This is a genomic window from Flavobacterium fructosi (assembly GCF_042787335.1).
In the GTDB taxonomy this organism is placed as follows: domain Bacteria; phylum Bacteroidota; class Bacteroidia; order Flavobacteriales; family Flavobacteriaceae; genus Flavobacterium; species Flavobacterium fructosi.
Window position 1 is genome coordinate 59,509 of sequence record NZ_JBHZQA010000008.1, and the last position, 17,254, is coordinate 76,762.

A 17,254-nucleotide genomic window follows, 5' to 3' on the forward strand; every position below is an offset into this window, starting at 1 on the left:
AACCTAAGCTCCATTTTTTTATTACATAGCTATCTGAAATAAAATACTTTAATTTAATTTAAGCATTAAATAATTGATTAAATTTGATAGACGAATATCTAAAAATTACAATCATTTACACCATTTATTTTGTTGAATACAAAATTTCTAAAACCTTTATCGAAAAATTAAAAAAAGCAGTCCATGAAAAAGATTACATTCATTATTGCAACATTATTTTCTGCTACTTTTCTACTGGCACAAACCACATGGAAAGCAGACCCGATGCATTCAAAGCTACAATTTAGCACCGTGCATCATGGCATTTCTGATATTGCCGGATTATTCAAAATATTTGAAATAACTACTACAGCCAAAAAAGATGATTTCAGCGATGCGTCCTTTGAACTTTCAACAGAAGTGGCCTCGATCAATACCGAAGTGGAGATGCGGGATAATCATTTACGGAGTGCTGAATTCTTTGATGTGGAAAAATATCCTAAAATGACTTTTAAAAGTACATCTATAAAAAAAATCGGAAAAGAAAAAGGCAAATACAAACTAACGGGGAATCTCACGCTACACGGAATAACAAAACCTGCAACCATCAATATGTGGTATAGAGGAACTATAACAAATCCGCAATCTAAAGCAATTACCGCCGGATTTCAGTTTAGTGGAATTATAAAACGTTCCGATTTTAACATTGGTTCAAAATTTCCTCCTCCAATGATTAGTGAGGAAGTAAAAATTAAGGCAGACAGTGAATTTATAAAACAATAAATTTCTTCTAAGGGGAATTTAAAAATCTTTTCATTATGGGTTAAAACAGAAGTAGAAAGAACAAATTTATTCTCTTAAATTGCCATAAAAAAGCTTTAAAATTTACTAATATTCAAAAAATTAACACCTGCTTTAACTATAAAAAATTGTTCAATTTGATAGTCCAAATAGTCTGATAGCAGGGTATTATATTTTACTTCCGAGCGCCGAAAAGATTAATAAAACAGCAATTATAAAAATCAAAGGACATGGACAACATGAAAAAAATACTAATAGCAGTTGACAATGACTCCACTTTAGAAAAAATTGCTTTAAATGGGTTTCAACTTGCTAGTCAACTAAATGCCGAAATTGCATTACTAAGCGTCGTTGATCTAACAATGCTCATAACAGAAGGTGCCGTCACTCCAAAGGAATTTGCCGATATCACCATAAACGACTATAAAAAAAATCAGCAAATGCTTATTGATACCGTATTTAAGGACTATAAAGTTTGGACTTTTGTCGAAAAAGGGATACCGCATGAAGTAATTTTGAAGGTAGCCCAAGAATGGGATGCTGACCTAATTGTCTTGGGCACGCATGGCAGGACCGGAATTTCGCATTTGATTATGGGTAGTGTAGCTGAAAAAATTGTCCGACATTCGGAAATACCCGTATTCATAATTCCTAGTAAGTCATGATAGAAAAATTACTTCCTAATAGAAACTATGCGGAAGAAACAATCCGCAGATCAATAGTCAAAACGGTTAATTACATAGTGGTTATTTGATTTAGGACTTTATTTTTATTTAAGTATTCACCGGACATATAAAGATTTCAGTTGGTTTTATGATTGTAAGCAATAGCTAAAAAACACTTGCTTATTTTTTTCACGACAAAATTGGGAGGAAAAAAAATGGGAAAAATAAACCTAAAAAATTCAGTCCAATAAAATCTCATAATTGCAATAATGCTAATTATTAAACTAATCTACGATGGCATTTATAGACTATTACAAAATCCTTGAAGTGGATAAAAAAGCAACGGAAGCCGAAATAAAAAAGGCGTACCGTAAAATGGCCAGAAAATACCATCCCGACTTAAACCCAAATGACAAGGAAGCCGAAAGAAAATTCAAGGAAATCAATGAAGCCAATGAGGTACTGAGCCATGTTGAAAATCGCAAAAAGTATGATGAATACGGCGAAAACTGGCAACACGCTGAACAATATGATAAAGCAAAACAGCAAGGGCAGTATTCGCGAGGCGAACAACAATCAGGCTATGAAGGTGGGGGATTTTCAGGATTTGGCGGGGGTGGCGATTATTCAGATTTTTTTGAATCAATGTTTGGTGGTCGTCAATCAGGGAGACAAGGAGGACGAAGTGCCCAGTTTAAAGGACAGGATTTTAATGCTGAATTGCACCTTGATTTAAAAGATGTGTATACCACTCACAAGCGAACATTAACCATCAATGGCAAAAACATCCGAATAACTATTCCTGCCGGAGTAGAGAATGGTCAGCAGATAAAAATTAGTGGTATGGGCGGTGAAGGTTCTGGTGGCGGACCAAAAGGAGATTTATACATCACTTTCACCGTGGAGAACCACACCAATTTTAAGCTAGACAAGCACAATTTATACTCCACAGTGCCTCTGGAATTATATACCGCTATATTAGGAGGTGAGGTGACTGCAGACACTTTTGAAGGAAAAGCAAAACTAACAGTAAAACCCGGAACTCAAAACGGTACAAAAGTAAAACTAAAAGGAAAAGGATTTCCGGTATATAAAAAAGAAGGAGAATTTGCAGATTTATATATTACCTATCAAATTCAAATACCTATCAATCTTTCTGAAAAAGAAAAAGAATTATTTATGGAACTTGCTAAGTTAAGAACGTCATGAACATAGAAAACCTCATCCCACTATCATCGTTATACAACCATTATAATGTAGAAATGTCATTCATTTTTAATTTAAATGAAATTGGATTAATCGAGATTCTTACGATCGATGAAACCAAATATATTAACCCTGACGCAATTTATGAAATCGAAAAAATGATCCGCATGCATCAAGAGCTAGCTGTTAATATTGAAGGAATTGATGTGGTATTTAATCTATTGCAGAAAATAGATAACTTACAAAACGAGTTGATTTCTGTCAAAAATAGATTGCGCTTGTATGAAAGTTGAGATGGATATATCAAAAAAACATTTTTGATGTTCCGTAAAAAGTAAAAAATAAAGTTATGAACTGGCATTTACTCCCTCTTTCAGAAATAGTTAGCTTATTAAACACAACCCCATTAGGTCTTGATCAAACAACGGCTTCACATCTTTTGACCGAACATGGGAAAAATCAAATTGAAGACTCGAAAAAGAAAACTATTTTACATATGATTCTTTCTCAGTTGTCTGATTTTATGATTCTGATTCTGATCGCGGCAGCAATAATTTCGGGAATTATAGGTGATATAACGGATACGGTTATTATTCTCGCTATAGTAGTAATCAACGCTTTTGTAGGATTAATTCAGGAATACCGTGCCGAAAAAGCAATGGAAGCCTTAAAAAACATGGCCGCTAGCCATGCGCTGATTTTACGTAAAGGAAAGAAGTTTAATATTCCTGCTTTTGATCTAGTGCCTGGAGATGTCGTTATACTAGAAGCCGGAAATATCATTCCTGCTGATGTCCGTTTTTTTGAAACACACCTAATAAAAGCGGATGAATCAGCACTTACAGGAGAATCGAATAACGTGGAAAAAATCCCAGAACAACTTATCGGAGGGGATTATCCACTTGGCAACCGCAGCAATATGGGCTATAAAGGTACGTTTATAACTAACGGACGAGGACTTGCTTATGTGATCGCAACGGGAATGAAAACTGAATTGGGGCAAATTGCAAAAATGATTCAAACGGATGAAATCACCACTCCCTTACAAAAAAGATTAGGTGCTTTTGGCAAACGATTATCATTAGGTATTCTGATAATTTGCGTTATAATTTTCTTTATTGGATGGTTGCGCGGGGAATCCGTTTTAACAATGTTGATTACTTCGATTTCGCTTGCTGTTGCCGCTATTCCTGAAGCCCTACCAGCATTGGTGACCATCGCATTGGCCCTTGGTGCCAAAAAATTAGCAAAAAATAATGCACTTGTTCGCAAATTGCCAGCTGTGGAAACTCTGGGTTCCGTTACGTACATCTGTTCTGATAAAACGGGAACTCTTACCCTAAATAAGATGACCGTACAAGAAATTTTTGAAACAGCAGATACTGAAATCAATTCCCTTTTTCTGGAAAATAATCCGTTGCTGCATGCAATAGCCTTAAATAATGATGTTTCAGAGGGACAAGATGGTAAATGGACTGGAGATTCAACTGAGGTAGCCTTAGTGCAGTATGCTTTTGAAAAAAATTTAAATCGAGCCGATCTAGAATCAAAATTTCCCCGAATTGCAGAACTACCTTTTGACTCCAAAAGAAAATGTATGACCACAATACATCAAACCCAAAATACTAACGCTCAAATCCTAGTGATTACAAAAGGCGCAGTTGATGTGCTGTTTGATAAACTGAGTGCCGATCAAAAATCACATATTACCGAATTTGAATACAAAGTCAACGAAATGGCAGAGAAAGGCTATCGAGTGTTAGGATATGCCATGAAAACAATTCCTTTTTTGCCTGAAAATTTGGATGCTAACGCAATTGAAACGGATCTTACCCTTATTGGTTTTGCCGGGATGATTGACCCTCCGCGTGACGAAGCCCGGCAGGCTGTCACCGAGTGCAAAGAAGCAGGTATTATTCCCGTGATGATTACGGGCGATCATAAGCTCACGGCCATTGCCATTGCCAAAAAACTGGGAATCTTTTCTATTAATGAAGATCTCGTACTAACAGGTTCAGAACTTTCCCGATTAACGCAGATTGAGTTTATAAATATCGTCGAAAAAGTAAAGGTATATGCCCGTGTAAATCCGGAACAGAAATTAAGAATTATTAATGCCTTGCAATCCAAAAAACATTTTGTAGCTATGACAGGTGATGGTGTGAACGATGCGCCTGCACTTAAAAATGCCGATATAGGTATTGCGATGGGAATAAACGGCACAGAAGTTTCCAAAGAAGCTTCACATATGATTTTACTTGACGATAATTTTGCCACGATCGTAGTTGCGGTTAAGCACGGCAGAAAAATATTTGATAACATCCTAAAATTCATAAAGTATATTATGACTGGAAATTCTGGAGAAATATGGGCTATATTTTTAGCCCCATTTTTCGCATTGCCACTTCCGTTGTTAGCCATACATATTCTTTGGATTAATTTAGTTACCGATGGTTTACCCGGATTAGCACTAGCTTCAGAACCATCCGAATCAAACATCATGAAACGACCACCCAGAAATTCGCAAGAAAATATTTTTTCAAATGGTATGGCAGTACATATTTTGTGGGTGGGATTTTTAATGGGTGTTGTCACCATTGCGATGGAAGCCTATGCAATACACGTTGCGAACTCACATTGGCAAACGATGGCTTTTACGGTACTTTGTTTCAGTCAGCTGGGTCACGTAATGGTAATTCGTTCCCAGCAATCCATTTTTAAGATTGGATTATTCTCCAATAAACCCATGCTCGGTGCTTTATTAATTACTGTTGCATTACAGTTTATGATTATTTACACCCCTTTCTTTAATGAAATTTTTAAAACACAACCGCTAACTAAATATGAGTTGTTATTAACCTTAGCCGTTTCAAGTATCGTATTTTGGGTCGGTGAACTGGAGAAATGGATAAAAAACAGGAATAAACAAACGACAATCGTCTTTTAATTATTTATTCAATTTCAGCAAAAAAAAGTTATAAATGGATAACCTTTTCCCAAAGAATATTTTCCCCTCACGACAATGAGCCATTGAAGAGTGAAAATTCTCTCATAATAAAAAGAACCGTTTTATAAGTATCTCTATTTTTCTAAATGCTTTTTTTCGACAAAACCCTCAAAAAAATAGATTAACAACATTCAAATGCTCTGATATTCAGACAAATAATCGTATATTTGAGTGACGATTTTCTGTTGAAAATTAATTCATAGACTAATGAATAGTATTTTTAAAATAATAGAATTATTCAAAAATTTTCTACTTGAAATAGGTGAACTCTCCTATTTTGCCGCTCGTTTTTTCAAGGAAGCATTTAGGCCTCCTTCAGAATTTAAAGAATTTATTCGTCAATGTTTTAATATGGGAAATCGTTCCTTACTTCTTGTTGTTGTAACCGGATTTATAATAGGTTTAGTTTTTACCTTACAATCACGGCCTACGCTTCAAGAATTTGGTGCTGTTTCCTGGATGCCCTCTATGGTGAGTATCTCCATCATTAGAGAAATTGGCCCTATTATTACCGCTTTAATTTGTGCAGGCAGAATTGGTTCAGGAATTGGTGCCGAATTAGGTTCTATGAGAGTAACAGAACAGATTGATGCAATGGAAGTTTCGGGAACAAATCCCTTTAAATATTTAGTGGTCACCCGTATTTTGGCTACCACTTTTATGCTTCCCGTATTAGTTTTTTTTGGAGATGCTATCGCAATTATCGGCTCCTACTTGGTAGAGAACATAAAAGGAAATGTCTCTTTTTTATTATATTTCAATCAGGTATTTAATGCGCTGGAATTTGGCGATCTAGTACCCTCAACAATTAAAACTTTCTTTTTTGGCTTTGCCATAGGATTAGTTGGTTGTTTTAAAGGATATTATTGCAAAAAAGGAACGGCAGGTGTAGGTTTAGCTGCAAATTCAGCAGTGGTATTCACTTCAATGCTTCTCTTTATTATTGATTTTATCGCGGTTTTTGTTACTGATATTTTTTATCATTTATAGATTAATATGGATGCAACAGTTCCAAATTTAAAACCCATTATAGAAATCAAAGATCTGATGAAGAGCTATGGTGAAAATCACGTATTAAATGGTTTCAACATGGTCTTGTACGAAGGTGAAAACTTGGTTATTATGGGAAAATCCGGCTCCGGAAAATCCGTAATGATAAAATGTCTCATCGCATTGGAAGAACATGACAGCGGCTCTATTCAAGTGATGGGAAAGGATATCAGTGAGCTCCAACGGGAGGAATTAGACGAACTTCGAACAGAAGTTGGATTTCTTTTTCAGGGAAGCGCGCTCTATGATTCTATGACGGTTAGAGAAAATCTAGAATTTCCGTTGCGGCGTCACACCAAAAAATTTGGAGTAATCAAAGACACGACACCACTGGTGATGGAAGCCCTACAAAGTGTAGGTTTAGCAAATACGATAAATTTAATGCCGGAAGAACTTTCGGGAGGAATGAAACGTAGAATTGCTTTGGCAAGAACGCTAATCCTTCGACCCAAAATAATTCTTTATGATGAACCTACGACTGGGTTAGATCCTATTACTGCAAAAGAAATTCTGATGCTAATGAAATCCATTCAGGAAAAATACAATACATCATCAATAATAATTACTCATGATGTTGACTGTGCGAGAGTAATTTCAAATAGAATGATATTATTGGTAGAAGGCAAGAATTATATCGAAGGAACTTTTGAAGAACTATCAATTTCAACGGATCCTAAAGTACAAGCATTTTTTAAATAAGGATAGAAATGAAACAAACAGCATCACAAAAAATACGTCTTGGAATCTTTGTAATTAGTGGGTTACTAATTTTTATTGTAGCCGTCTATTTTATTGGTGATAAGCAAAAAATGTTTGGTAAAACAAACCATTTAAAAGCTATTTTTAATAACGTAAATGGTTTACAAATAGGCAATAACGTCCGGTATTCAGGAGTAAACTCAGGAACGGTGCGAGGAATCAATATGGTCAATGATTCCGTTATAGAAGTAGATATGATCATTGACAAAACTCTTTTTAGTCATATAAAAAAAGACGCAGTTGCCATCATAGGTTCTGATGGTTTGGTGGGAAGTATGATTATAAATATTACACCCGGTAAAGGAACAGCGCTTCCAGTTGAACCCGGAGACGAAATAAAATCCCTAAATCGCGTTCGCACAGATGAGATGCTAAATACTCTGGGAGTTACTAATAAAAATGCAGCTCATCTAACGGCAGATTTACTTGAAATCACTTCACAAATAAACAACGGAAAAGGTACAATTGGTCTATTAATTAGAGACTCTACTTTAGCAAAGGATTTAAATAAAACCATGCATTACTTAAAAATAACAGGAAAGTTAGCCACCGAGTCCGTCACAAAATTGAATAATCTTATTGGCTCATTAGACAATAAAAATAATGTTATTGGTGTTTTGAAAGATACGACTGTGGCCAATAATATTAAAACAATTGTACACAATTTAGACAAATCTAGCGCAGAAATAAATAAAGTGGTAAGCAATCTCAACTTGACGATCACGAATGTTAAGGAAGGAAAAGGAGCCATAAATTATCTATCAAACGATCCCAAATTAGTTTTAAAAATAGATTCAACCATGACACATATTAAAGAAGCTAGTTTCCGTTTAAACGAAAATATGGAAGCCTTGAAGCACAATTTTCTATTTCGGGGTTATTTTAAAAAACAGGAAAAAGCAAAACTGAAAGAGCAAAAAAAATAGATTCATGAAATTAATATTGAATTAGAAAAGAATATAAACCATGGTTACAATAGAAAAGCTAGGAATAATTCTGAGCCCCACTGATAAAGAATTTGAAAATAAAGGGGTTTTAAATCCTGGTATTTATCAAGAGGGCAATACAGTCCATATTTTATACCGAGCAGCGCAAAAAGGAAACTATTCCGTCATTGGGTATGCAAGGATGGAAGGGCCTCTGAAAATAGTCGAACGAATGGAAGAACCTATTATTACCCGGCAATTTGATTATGAAAAACAGGGAGTGGAAGACCCTCGAATTGTAAAAATTGAGGATACGTACTACATAACTTATACCGCTTATGATGGTATCAATGCTATGGGAGCGCTTGCCACTTCAAAAGATTTAATTCATTTTGAAAAACATGGAATAATTACTCCCCAAGTTAACTATGAGGAATATGAAAGTCATGTAAATTTTTGCAATGCAACGAAACTAAATCCAAAATACCATGAATACTATAATCTTTTTGCGCAAATAGGGCTGAAAGGTGACGAAACCCGCTTATTACGTGATAAAGATGTGGTATTGTTCCCCAGAAAAATAAACGGGCAATTTGTTCTTTTGCATAGAATTTGGCCGGGTATCCAAATTGTAAAGTTTGATAACTGGAAAGACTTAACGCTATCTTTTTGGGAAGACTATCTAACGAACTTAACCGATCATATTATTTTAGACCCAAAAGATGCTTATGAAATGAGCTACATTGGAGCCGGGGTACCCCCAATCGAAACTGCTGATGGATGGTTGTTAATTTATCATGGGGTACACGAAACGACAACCGGGAGAATCTACCATGCGAAGGCTGCTTTATTACATTTAGAAAAACCTGAAATGGAGATATCCAGATTGCCCTATCCGCTTTTTTCTCCAACGAAACAATGGGAAATAGAAGGTGAAGTCAACGATATTGTTTTCCCAACGGGTCATTCATTATTTGGAGAGGACCTCTATATATACTATGGTGCGGCTGACAAACATATTGCCGTTGCTAAAATGAATATTCATGAATTACTTCTTGAATTGAAAAAACAACCTTAAAAAAAAGAATTGCCATGAAATTTGAAAAAGGAATAAAAATGCTAATAGTAAGTACCTATCCACCTCGAGAGTTGGAATAGCAATTTTTTCAAATGATATTGTAAATGCAATGAAAACAGTGTTTAGCAATACATCACCAATTGAAGTATGCGCTTTACAAAATAATGAACATCATTTTCAATATGGTGATGAAGTTGAATATATTATACGTTCTTCTTTTTAGATGATTACAACTGGTTGCTGAAAAAATAAACGAAAGAAGTAATATTGGATTAGTTTGTATCCAAGATGAGTTTGGTCTTTTTGGTGGGAAATATGGCGATTATAAACTGACTTTAAACAAACCTATTGTAACCGTTTTCTATACCGTACTTACAAATCCTAATGAAAAAAGAAAGAAAGTAGTCCACGCCATAACTGATTTATCGGATCAAATCACTGTACTAACCAAAAAATATCGAGAAATTCTGATAGATTTTTATGACTGCCATATATCTAAAACTATAATAATTCCTCATGGTACTCACAACAACAAAAAAACCTTATTTTCAGTCCATTTTCTTATATACTTTTCAATGCTTCTACTAGCAAATCAATATCCTCTTTTGTATTATAATGACTCAAAGAAATACGCAAACTTGGTTTTTTTAAATCTTCAGGAGAAAGCATTTCAGCTAAAACATGGGATGGTTTTATCGTACCTGATTGGCATGCACTTCCGCGGGAAACTGCAATTCCTTTCATATCTAGATGAAATAAAATCATTGCCGTTTTATCTTCTGAAAAAGGCAATAAAACATTCAACATATTATAGAATCCATCGACAGTTCCGTTTATTAAAAATCCTGGAAATTCAAATTCAAGTTGCGTAACCAAATAGTTTTTTAAATCCAAAATAAAAGCTCTTTCCGTTTCTAAGTTAGTATACGAATATTCTAAAGCTTTTGCCATTCCAGCGATTTGGTGTAAAGCTTCGGTTCCTGCTCTCAATCCTTTTTCTTGTTCGCCACCATAAAAAATAGGTTGCAAACCCGAATTTTTACGAACAAAAGCAAATCCAACACCTTTAGGCCCATGAAATTTATGTGCGCTTGCCACAATAAAATCAATAGGAATAGCATGTAAATCTATTTTTGTTTTCCCTATTGATTGCACGGTATCTGAATGAAACAATACACTATATTGCTTACAAATACGTCCTACTCTTTCTAAATCCAAAATAGTTCCTGTTTCATTGTTAACATGCATCAGGCTAACCAAAGTTTTTGTTTCCTGTGAAAGCAATTGCACTAAATCAGTGATATCAATTTCACCATTAGGTTTAACCGCAACATAATCAACTTGAATACTATACTCACTTTGCAACGCCATCAGGGTATACAAAACAGCATGATGCTCTATTTTACTAGTTATTATACGTTTTACTTTTAAATCTTTGACTGCCGAACGAAGAATCCAATTATTGGCTTCGGTTCCGCAAGAGGTAAAAATAATTTCTTGTGCAGTAATATTCAAATGCTTTGCGATAGATTTTCTGGAAAGTTCTAAAATGCTTTTGGCATTCCGACCAAAACTATGCGTTGATGATGGATTTCCGAAATCTTCCGTCATTACTTTGGTCATTTCCTGAATCACTTCAGTACGGACTGCTGTAGTAGAGGCATTATCGAGGTATACTTTTTTCATTATTTGAAAATTATAAAATTATTTTAAACCTTCTATTTCAGATGGTGCCATTTTCAATTTTCTTGCAAAAATAAGTTTCTCATTAAACACCACAATAGAAACCAAAATCAGAAAATAAGAAAACAATTGAAGCGCAGTAACCTGCTCTTTATAATAAAAAATAGCAATCAAAAAACCAATTATTGGATTTATATAAATCATAATCCCAACCGCTGAAGAATTAATTCCTTGCAAAGCGTACAAATTTAAAAATAAAGGAATAATTGTAAAACAAACTATTATAACGAACAAACAGCCATAAAATAGCGATTCTGTGGGTAACGCTCCACTGTAGTGTGGATAAAAAGGGATCAAAATCAGTGCAGTAAAAACCAACTGAATAGTCAACACCAAAAATTTATCCATTTCACTGTTTTTTCTTTGACTGATAATATACATTGCATAAGTTGCAGCTGTGATCAAACTATAAAAAATATCTTCAAAATGATTCAATGATAATAAAACACAACTAAAAATACTTATGATAACTGCAAACCACTGCCATTTACTCAGTTTTTCTTTTAATATAAAAAAAGCCAATATCGTAGTTAAAATGGGACATATTAAATACGCTAACGAAGCGGCTTTTACACTTATATGATTCATTACATATATAAAAACAAACCAGTTTGAAGACAAAAACACACCGCCACCAAGTGTCAACACTATCACACTTCGCTTTTGTTTTGCAGTCATCTTTTTAAACTGATTCCAGTCTTTTTTTAGCACTTTTTTTCTAAAACAAAGATTAATCAATAGCATCGTCGTTACACTAAAAAAAACGCGGTAAAACAAAATATCCAAAGAAGGGTAATTATATAACGGTTTTAATGCTAAACTAAAAAATCCCCAAATAAAAAAGGCAGAAAAAGCGGCTAAATAGTATTTATTAAGTCTCATATATGCTACAAATTGTGGCAAAGATAATGAATTGTTTTCGCTTTAAATTACCGTAATCCATCCATTTCGATAAAGCTTTAACAGTCTTTTGTCGAAATTTAATAAACTAATATGTTGTTAAATTCCATGTTTTTGAATAGGAATGTAATTGGAACAAATTAAAAATTCTATTTTTGTTTCAAATATTATAAAAATGAAAAGAGTTGTAAGCCTATTGTTTGTTGCATTGTTCCTGAATAGTTGTGATGACGGTAATTTAATTCAAGAAGATATTAGTTTTGAAGCTGTTGCCACACAAAGCTGCAGTACTAATAATATCATTTACAAACTAAAAGATAAAGAATCATTAATTCTTGAAATCCCTAGAAGTACATTTAATAATGAGCCAAGTTTGGTTGGCGTACCAACAATAATAGATATTAACAGCGCTAACAGATTAGTGTATCGATTTTATAACGGAACTATCTCTACTGCAAATATTTGTGAAACTATACCTCCAACAACTCCAACTGTGACGGATCAATGGACAGCTACCGCTGGTAAAATCCAAATATTCACCACTGCTGTAAAAACTACAAACGCAAAAGATAACAGCACCAGAATTACTGGTTACAATCACAACATCGTTTTCAAGAATGTCACTTTTGCCAAAAACAGTGGCACTCAGGTTTACGAAACATTCCCTTTTGGTGATTACGTTACTTCAGCAACCGCATTGCCTTTTGGATTTGACCAAACAGTGGAAAAATGCAGTTCATCTAACCAAATTTATAATTACAACAGCAGCGAATCACTTACTTTAGACATAGACCGTACTTTGATTGCAAGTGCAGCAACTCCATTAAATACTCCAAGAACCGGAATTATTGGTGATACTAACAACAAGCTCACCTATCGATTATTCTCCGGTTTACTTACAGGAAGTTATTTTTGTAACACAACTATTCCTTCAACTCCTGTCGTAAGTGAAGAGTGGAATGCCGTAGCAGGAGTTTCGAATATAAGCGGAATTGTAGAAGTAACTACCACTGCATTTGGAACCGGATTTAAACATACTATAGTGCTTAAAAATGTCACCCTGAAGAAAGGAAGCAATGATTTTAAACTAGGAGACAGTTACATTTATGGTGATCTTTACACCACCAATTAAGCACAATTATCAGGCAGAATAAAACCCTAATAATTTTCATTTTTAGGAATAAAAAAACGTCAGTTGAAGAGAGTATTTTCGTTCGAAAATTACTCTTCCTGACGTTTTTTTAATGTTAAAAATAATCTAAAACAATATTATGTAGTGCTTTGTTTGATAAAAACTTCTGTTGCGCCTTGACCGTATTTTTGATAATTTCCTTCCTGAAAAGCGATATTATCATAACGTCCTAATAAGAAATCCAGCTCCGCTTTTAAGATTCCTTCACCAACACCATGAATAAAAACGATCTTCGGAATGCGATTGCGAATCGCAAATTCTATGTGTCGTTTTGCAGTATCCGTTTGCAAAGTCAGAATGTCATAATTAGACATGCCACGCTTATTAGGAACCAATTTTTCGATGTGCAGATCAAACTCCGGAGCTGAAATTTCGTGCTTGTCTTTGCGTTCTTTAACGAAACTTCTTGGTTTAGGTATCTCTTTTTCCTTTGCGATTTCATCTACATTTATTCTTCTAATAGAATCCATTAAGTTACTGGAATCGTTTACCTTAATCAACTCGTTGACAAAAAATGTCATCGAAAACCCATCCTCTGTTTCTATCAAAACCTGTTTATCTTCGACTGATAACACTACTCCATTTATGGCTTCATCAAGTACTGAAACTTTGTCTCCTTTATTAAACATTTTCATCTTCTTTATCTTTATTTTTACTTGGTATCTTGGCACTCAATTGCATCATTCCCATCATAAAAATTACGATCGCAATTACCATTATATACACATTTTTTTCTGCACTCACCTGCTCATACAAAGCAATAATTATGGCCAAAACCATTATTGGAATTATAATTTTTTTCATCTCTTTCTCTATCAGTTTCCAAAAGTAATGAATTTAAATTGCATCAATTTATTATCTCCACCCTTTCTTATTTTTTCGTAAAATTGTAAAAATAAAAACCATTGGATTTAGAAAAATATATGATTCCTTGTTTGAGCAAAACATTCTTCGGAGTGGAGTGCTTGGGATGCGGATTTCAGAGAGGATTATTCTTGCTTTTGAAAGGAAATTTTGTCGCTGCTTTTCAGATGTATCCTGCTATTTACACTACGCTATTATTTTTAGGAATTGTGAGTTTAAACTTTTTCGACAAAAAGACAAATTACAAAAATCTACTAATTGGTGTGGCAATTATTAATGGTCTTTTTATGATTGTCGGTTACCTGCACAAACACTATTGAACGAGAACTTTTTTCTTATTTTAATAAATACTATTTACTTATTCGAGTCAAAATATCATTCATCATTTCGATTTGAACTTTTTGAATTCCTATTAACTCTTCCTGTTGGTGCATAATCAAATGATCCAGTTTTTCATGAAGCATTCTTATTTCTAGTTCTGATTTCAGATTAATCATGTAATCTTTTTTGGCTCTTTCTCTATCTTTCTCTTCCTGACGATTTTGACTCATCATAATCACCGGAGCTTGAAGAGCGGCTAGACAGGATAAAATTAAATTCAACAAAATAAAAGGATAAGGGTCGAATCCTTTATTCATTAGAATATAAATATTGGCCAAAATCCACAAAAGAATAAATACTCCAAAAAAGATTATAAATTTCCAGCTTCCGCCAAAAGCAGCAACTTTATCAGCCACTATTTGCCCAAAAGTTCGAGCTCCAACCTCATCTTCTACAGTACTTACCAGAGATTTATCTTCCTCTAAAGAACCAATAACCTTAGCTTCCAGATTAGAAAGTTCTCCTATTTCGACTAATAAATAATTTGAAATGTACTTTTCCCGATATAGATTCAACTCACTGATAGAAAGAAAATTATCACTGCTAAAATCTGGATAATCTATCTGGATTAAGGCTAAAATTGGATTCCTGACTGTTTTTCCGGAAACTTTATCCGCGACAGGGAATTCATTTTTTGAGATATCGCTTATGAAAATAGTATTCGTATCCATTCAAATTATTTTTCTTGCTAATTTACATATTAAAACCTTTTATTTTTCATTAACCAAAAATTCAAATCAACTGTTAAATTTAAATATCGAATACAATTTCATTTCCTTGTATTTATGCCACATCTTTAAAATTTCTTTATCAAATTTTTGCTTCTTTTTCTAAAAAACGCCTTACTTTTACGGTTTTCATTTAACAATTCAATTCTATAATCATGACAAAAGATCTGATTATCAAAAATATTAGTGCTTTAAAAAATGGTTTTACCATTAATTATAGCATCAAAACAAAAACAGAGGCTTTTACCGAGCTTTTATTTTTTACTTTATTTGACACCAATGCCCCAATAAATAAAAGCATTGAGGAACTTGAAAAACAATTTAAAGAAATTTCAGCGATTGCCTGCAAAAAACCGTATTCGCTTTGCGACTCCATGTGGAATAAATTTTTCGAATCCTTGCCTTTGGTTCTTGAAAAACTGAATCAAGATGCCAGCTATTTTTTAGAAAATGACCCTGCTTCAAACAGCATCGAAGAAGTGTATTTGACCTACCCTGGTTTTTACGCCATTGCAATCTATAGATTGAGTCATGAATTGTACCTCTTGGATCTTTTATTGTTTTCCAGATTGATGAGTGAATATGCGCATCGAATCACCGGAACTGATATTCATGCAGGCGCAACTATTGCATCCCCAATCTTTATTGATCATGCCACCGGAATCGTAATTGGAGAAACTACCGTCATCGAAAAAAACGTAAAAATTTATCAGGGAGTAACTCTCGGTGCGTTAAGTGTAAGTAAAGACATGAAAAATTCTAAAAGACATCCTACCGTGGAGAAAAATGTTTGTATTTATGCCAATGCAACTATTTTGGGGGGCGAGACAGTAATTGGTAAAAACAGTATCATTGGTGGAAATTCATGGGTGACAAAATCAATTCCTGCAAAATCTATCGTAATGAATACCACCACGACTGAAGTAAAAATAAAAGAGATAAAATAATATGAAACCAAGAAAATTATTAGACCTTATTGGCAATACTCCTTTAGTGGAAACGGTCAATTTGGTACAAAATAAGAATGTAAAACTTTTATTGAAGCTAGAGGGAAATAATCCCGGTGGAAGCGTAAAGGATAGGGCTGCCTACAACATGATTAAATCCGCACTGGAAAGAGGCGAAATCAAAAAAGGAGACAAACTCATAGAGGCTACCAGTGGAAATACCGGAATTGCTTTGGCGATGATAGCACAATTATTTAATATAGAAATTGAGTTAGTTCTTCCTGATGACTCAACCAAGGAACGTACACAAACGATGCTTGCTTATGGCGCTACTGTAATTCAAACTCCAGCAAGTACAGGAATTATAGGTTCTAGAGATTATGCGGATAAAAAAGTGGCCCAGGGAGGTTATATAATGCTCAATCAATTTGCAAATGAGGACAACTGGAAAGCACATTATAAAACCACAGGCCCCGAAATATGGAATGATACCGAGGGAACCGTAACCCATTTTGTTGCTGCAATGGGAACAACAGGCACCATAATTGGAACTTCCACTTATTTGAAAGAGAAAAACCAAGCCATTCAAATCATAGGAACACAACCAAGTGACGGCTCCCAAATCCCTGGAATTAGAAAGTGGCCGCAAGAATACTTGCCAAAAATTTTTGATGCTTCTAAAGTAGATTCTATTATCGAAGTAACTGAACAAGAAGCCCGCGAAATGACTAAACGTTTAGCGCTTGAAGAAGGTATTTTTGCCGGAATGAGCAGCGGTGGTTCTGTAGCTACAGCTGTAAAAATTGCCAATACTTTAGAATCAGGAGTCATCGTAGCTATTATCTGTGACCGTGGTGATCGTTATTTGTCTTCGGATTTATTTGACTAAATTACTGTTACGTTATAAAAACAACCTTCCTTTTCTGTATCTTTCGGATATAAAAAGGAGGGTTTTTTCGATTTCAATAAAAAACAATTTTTATTTTAATCAAAAATCGGTTCAACTGATTCACACTTTATAATATGGT

At 34.3% G+C, this 17,254-nt stretch carries 18 protein-coding genes; 13 read left to right on the forward strand and 5 right to left on the reverse strand.

What is annotated here, in order from left to right; genetic code table 11:
* Positions 1-183: 183 nt before the first annotated feature.
* From ACFX5D_RS12335 to ACFX5D_RS12375, 9 genes are all read left to right on the forward strand, one after another.
* A complete protein-coding gene (locus ACFX5D_RS12335) occupies positions 184-762 on the forward strand; it encodes a YceI family protein (protein ID WP_379858485.1) in 579 nt (192 codons plus the stop codon).
* A gap of 257 nt (positions 763-1,019) precedes the next feature.
* Positions 1,020-1,445 carry a universal stress protein gene (locus ACFX5D_RS12340; protein WP_379858486.1) on the forward strand — a complete coding sequence of 142 codons (426 nt, stop codon included), beginning with the start codon at positions 1,020-1,022 and terminating at the stop codon, positions 1,443-1,445.
* A gap of 294 nt (positions 1,446-1,739) precedes the next feature.
* Positions 1,740-2,654 (forward strand): DnaJ C-terminal domain-containing protein, encoded by a 915-nt coding sequence (locus ACFX5D_RS12345; protein WP_379858487.1) that lies wholly within the window; start codon positions 1,740-1,742, stop codon positions 2,652-2,654.
* Positions 2,651-2,944 carry a chaperone modulator CbpM gene (locus ACFX5D_RS12350; protein WP_379858488.1) on the forward strand — a complete coding sequence of 98 codons (294 nt, stop codon included), beginning with the start codon at positions 2,651-2,653 and terminating at the stop codon, positions 2,942-2,944. Before ACFX5D_RS12345 ends, ACFX5D_RS12350 begins: the two co-directional genes overlap by 4 nt.
* A 56-nt stretch (positions 2,945-3,000) precedes the next feature.
* Positions 3,001-5,598 (forward strand): cation-translocating P-type ATPase, encoded by a 2,598-nt coding sequence (locus ACFX5D_RS12355; RefSeq protein WP_379858489.1) that lies wholly within the window; start codon positions 3,001-3,003, stop codon positions 5,596-5,598.
* 267 nt (positions 5,599-5,865) lie between these two features.
* Complete coding sequence (locus ACFX5D_RS12360) at positions 5,866-6,648, forward strand: MlaE family ABC transporter permease (RefSeq protein WP_379858490.1); 783 nt, start codon at positions 5,866-5,868, stop codon at positions 6,646-6,648.
* A 6-nt stretch (positions 6,649-6,654) separates the two neighbouring features.
* Positions 6,655-7,407, forward strand: coding sequence for an ABC transporter ATP-binding protein (locus ACFX5D_RS12365; protein WP_379858491.1), 753 nt, complete (start codon positions 6,655-6,657; stop codon positions 7,405-7,407).
* Positions 7,408-7,415: 8 nt separating this feature from the next.
* Positions 7,416-8,393, forward strand: a complete 978-nt coding sequence (locus tag ACFX5D_RS12370) for an MlaD family protein (RefSeq protein ID WP_379858492.1) — start codon at positions 7,416-7,418, stop codon at positions 8,391-8,393.
* Positions 8,394-8,433: 40 nt separating this feature from the next.
* Positions 8,434-9,471, forward strand: a complete 1,038-nt coding sequence (locus ACFX5D_RS12375; RefSeq protein ID WP_379858493.1) for a glycoside hydrolase family 130 protein — start codon at positions 8,434-8,436, stop codon at positions 9,469-9,471.
* A 561-nt stretch (positions 9,472-10,032) separates the two neighbouring features.
* Here the strand turns inward: ACFX5D_RS12375 and ACFX5D_RS12380 are convergent.
* Both ACFX5D_RS12380 and ACFX5D_RS12385 read right to left on the reverse strand, forming a co-directional pair.
* The gene (locus tag ACFX5D_RS12380; RefSeq protein WP_379858494.1) at positions 10,033-11,157 is read right to left on the reverse strand and encodes a cysteine desulfurase family protein; all 1,125 of its coding nucleotides are present in this window, start codon (positions 11,155-11,157) and stop codon (positions 10,033-10,035) included.
* 18 nt (positions 11,158-11,175) lie between these two features.
* Complete coding sequence (locus ACFX5D_RS12385; RefSeq protein WP_379858496.1) at positions 11,176-12,096, reverse strand: EamA family transporter; 921 nt, start codon at positions 12,094-12,096, stop codon at positions 11,176-11,178.
* Between the two features lie 193 nt (positions 12,097-12,289).
* Between ACFX5D_RS12385 and ACFX5D_RS12390 the strand changes: the two genes are divergently transcribed.
* The gene (locus ACFX5D_RS12390) at positions 12,290-13,246 is read left to right on the forward strand and encodes a hypothetical protein (protein ID WP_379858497.1); all 957 of its coding nucleotides are present in this window, start codon (positions 12,290-12,292) and stop codon (positions 13,244-13,246) included.
* A 137-nt stretch (positions 13,247-13,383) separates the two neighbouring features.
* Here ACFX5D_RS12390 and ACFX5D_RS12395 read toward each other — a convergent pair whose 3' ends face one another.
* Together ACFX5D_RS12395 and ACFX5D_RS12400 are read right to left on the reverse strand one after the other, a co-directional pair.
* Complete coding sequence (locus tag ACFX5D_RS12395) at positions 13,384-13,935, reverse strand: Smr/MutS family protein (RefSeq protein ID WP_379858578.1); 552 nt, start codon at positions 13,933-13,935, stop codon at positions 13,384-13,386.
* The gene (locus ACFX5D_RS12400) at positions 13,928-14,110 is read right to left on the reverse strand and encodes a hypothetical protein (RefSeq protein ID WP_379858498.1); all 183 of its coding nucleotides are present in this window, start codon (positions 14,108-14,110) and stop codon (positions 13,928-13,930) included. Before ACFX5D_RS12400 ends, ACFX5D_RS12395 begins: the two co-directional genes overlap by 8 nt.
* A gap of 101 nt (positions 14,111-14,211) precedes the next feature.
* Between ACFX5D_RS12400 and ACFX5D_RS12405 the strand changes: the two genes are divergently transcribed.
* A complete protein-coding gene (locus tag ACFX5D_RS12405) occupies positions 14,212-14,490 on the forward strand; it encodes a DUF2752 domain-containing protein (RefSeq protein ID WP_379858499.1) in 279 nt (92 codons plus the stop codon).
* Between the two features lie 30 nt (positions 14,491-14,520).
* Here ACFX5D_RS12405 and ACFX5D_RS12410 read toward each other — a convergent pair whose 3' ends face one another.
* Positions 14,521-15,222, reverse strand: a complete 702-nt coding sequence (locus ACFX5D_RS12410; protein ID WP_379858500.1) for a DUF1003 domain-containing protein — start codon at positions 15,220-15,222, stop codon at positions 14,521-14,523.
* A 212-nt stretch (positions 15,223-15,434) separates the two neighbouring features.
* On the opposite strand from ACFX5D_RS12410, the gene epsC reads away from it, so the two are divergent.
* Entirely contained in the window at positions 15,435-16,226 is a 792-nt protein-coding gene (gene epsC, locus ACFX5D_RS12415; protein WP_379858501.1) for a serine O-acetyltransferase EpsC, read from the forward strand.
* A gap of 1 nt (position 16,227) precedes the next feature.
* Positions 16,228-17,115, forward strand: coding sequence for a cysteine synthase CysM (gene cysM / locus ACFX5D_RS12420; protein ID WP_379858502.1), 888 nt, complete (start codon positions 16,228-16,230; stop codon positions 17,113-17,115).
* Positions 17,116-17,254 lie beyond the last annotated feature (139 nt).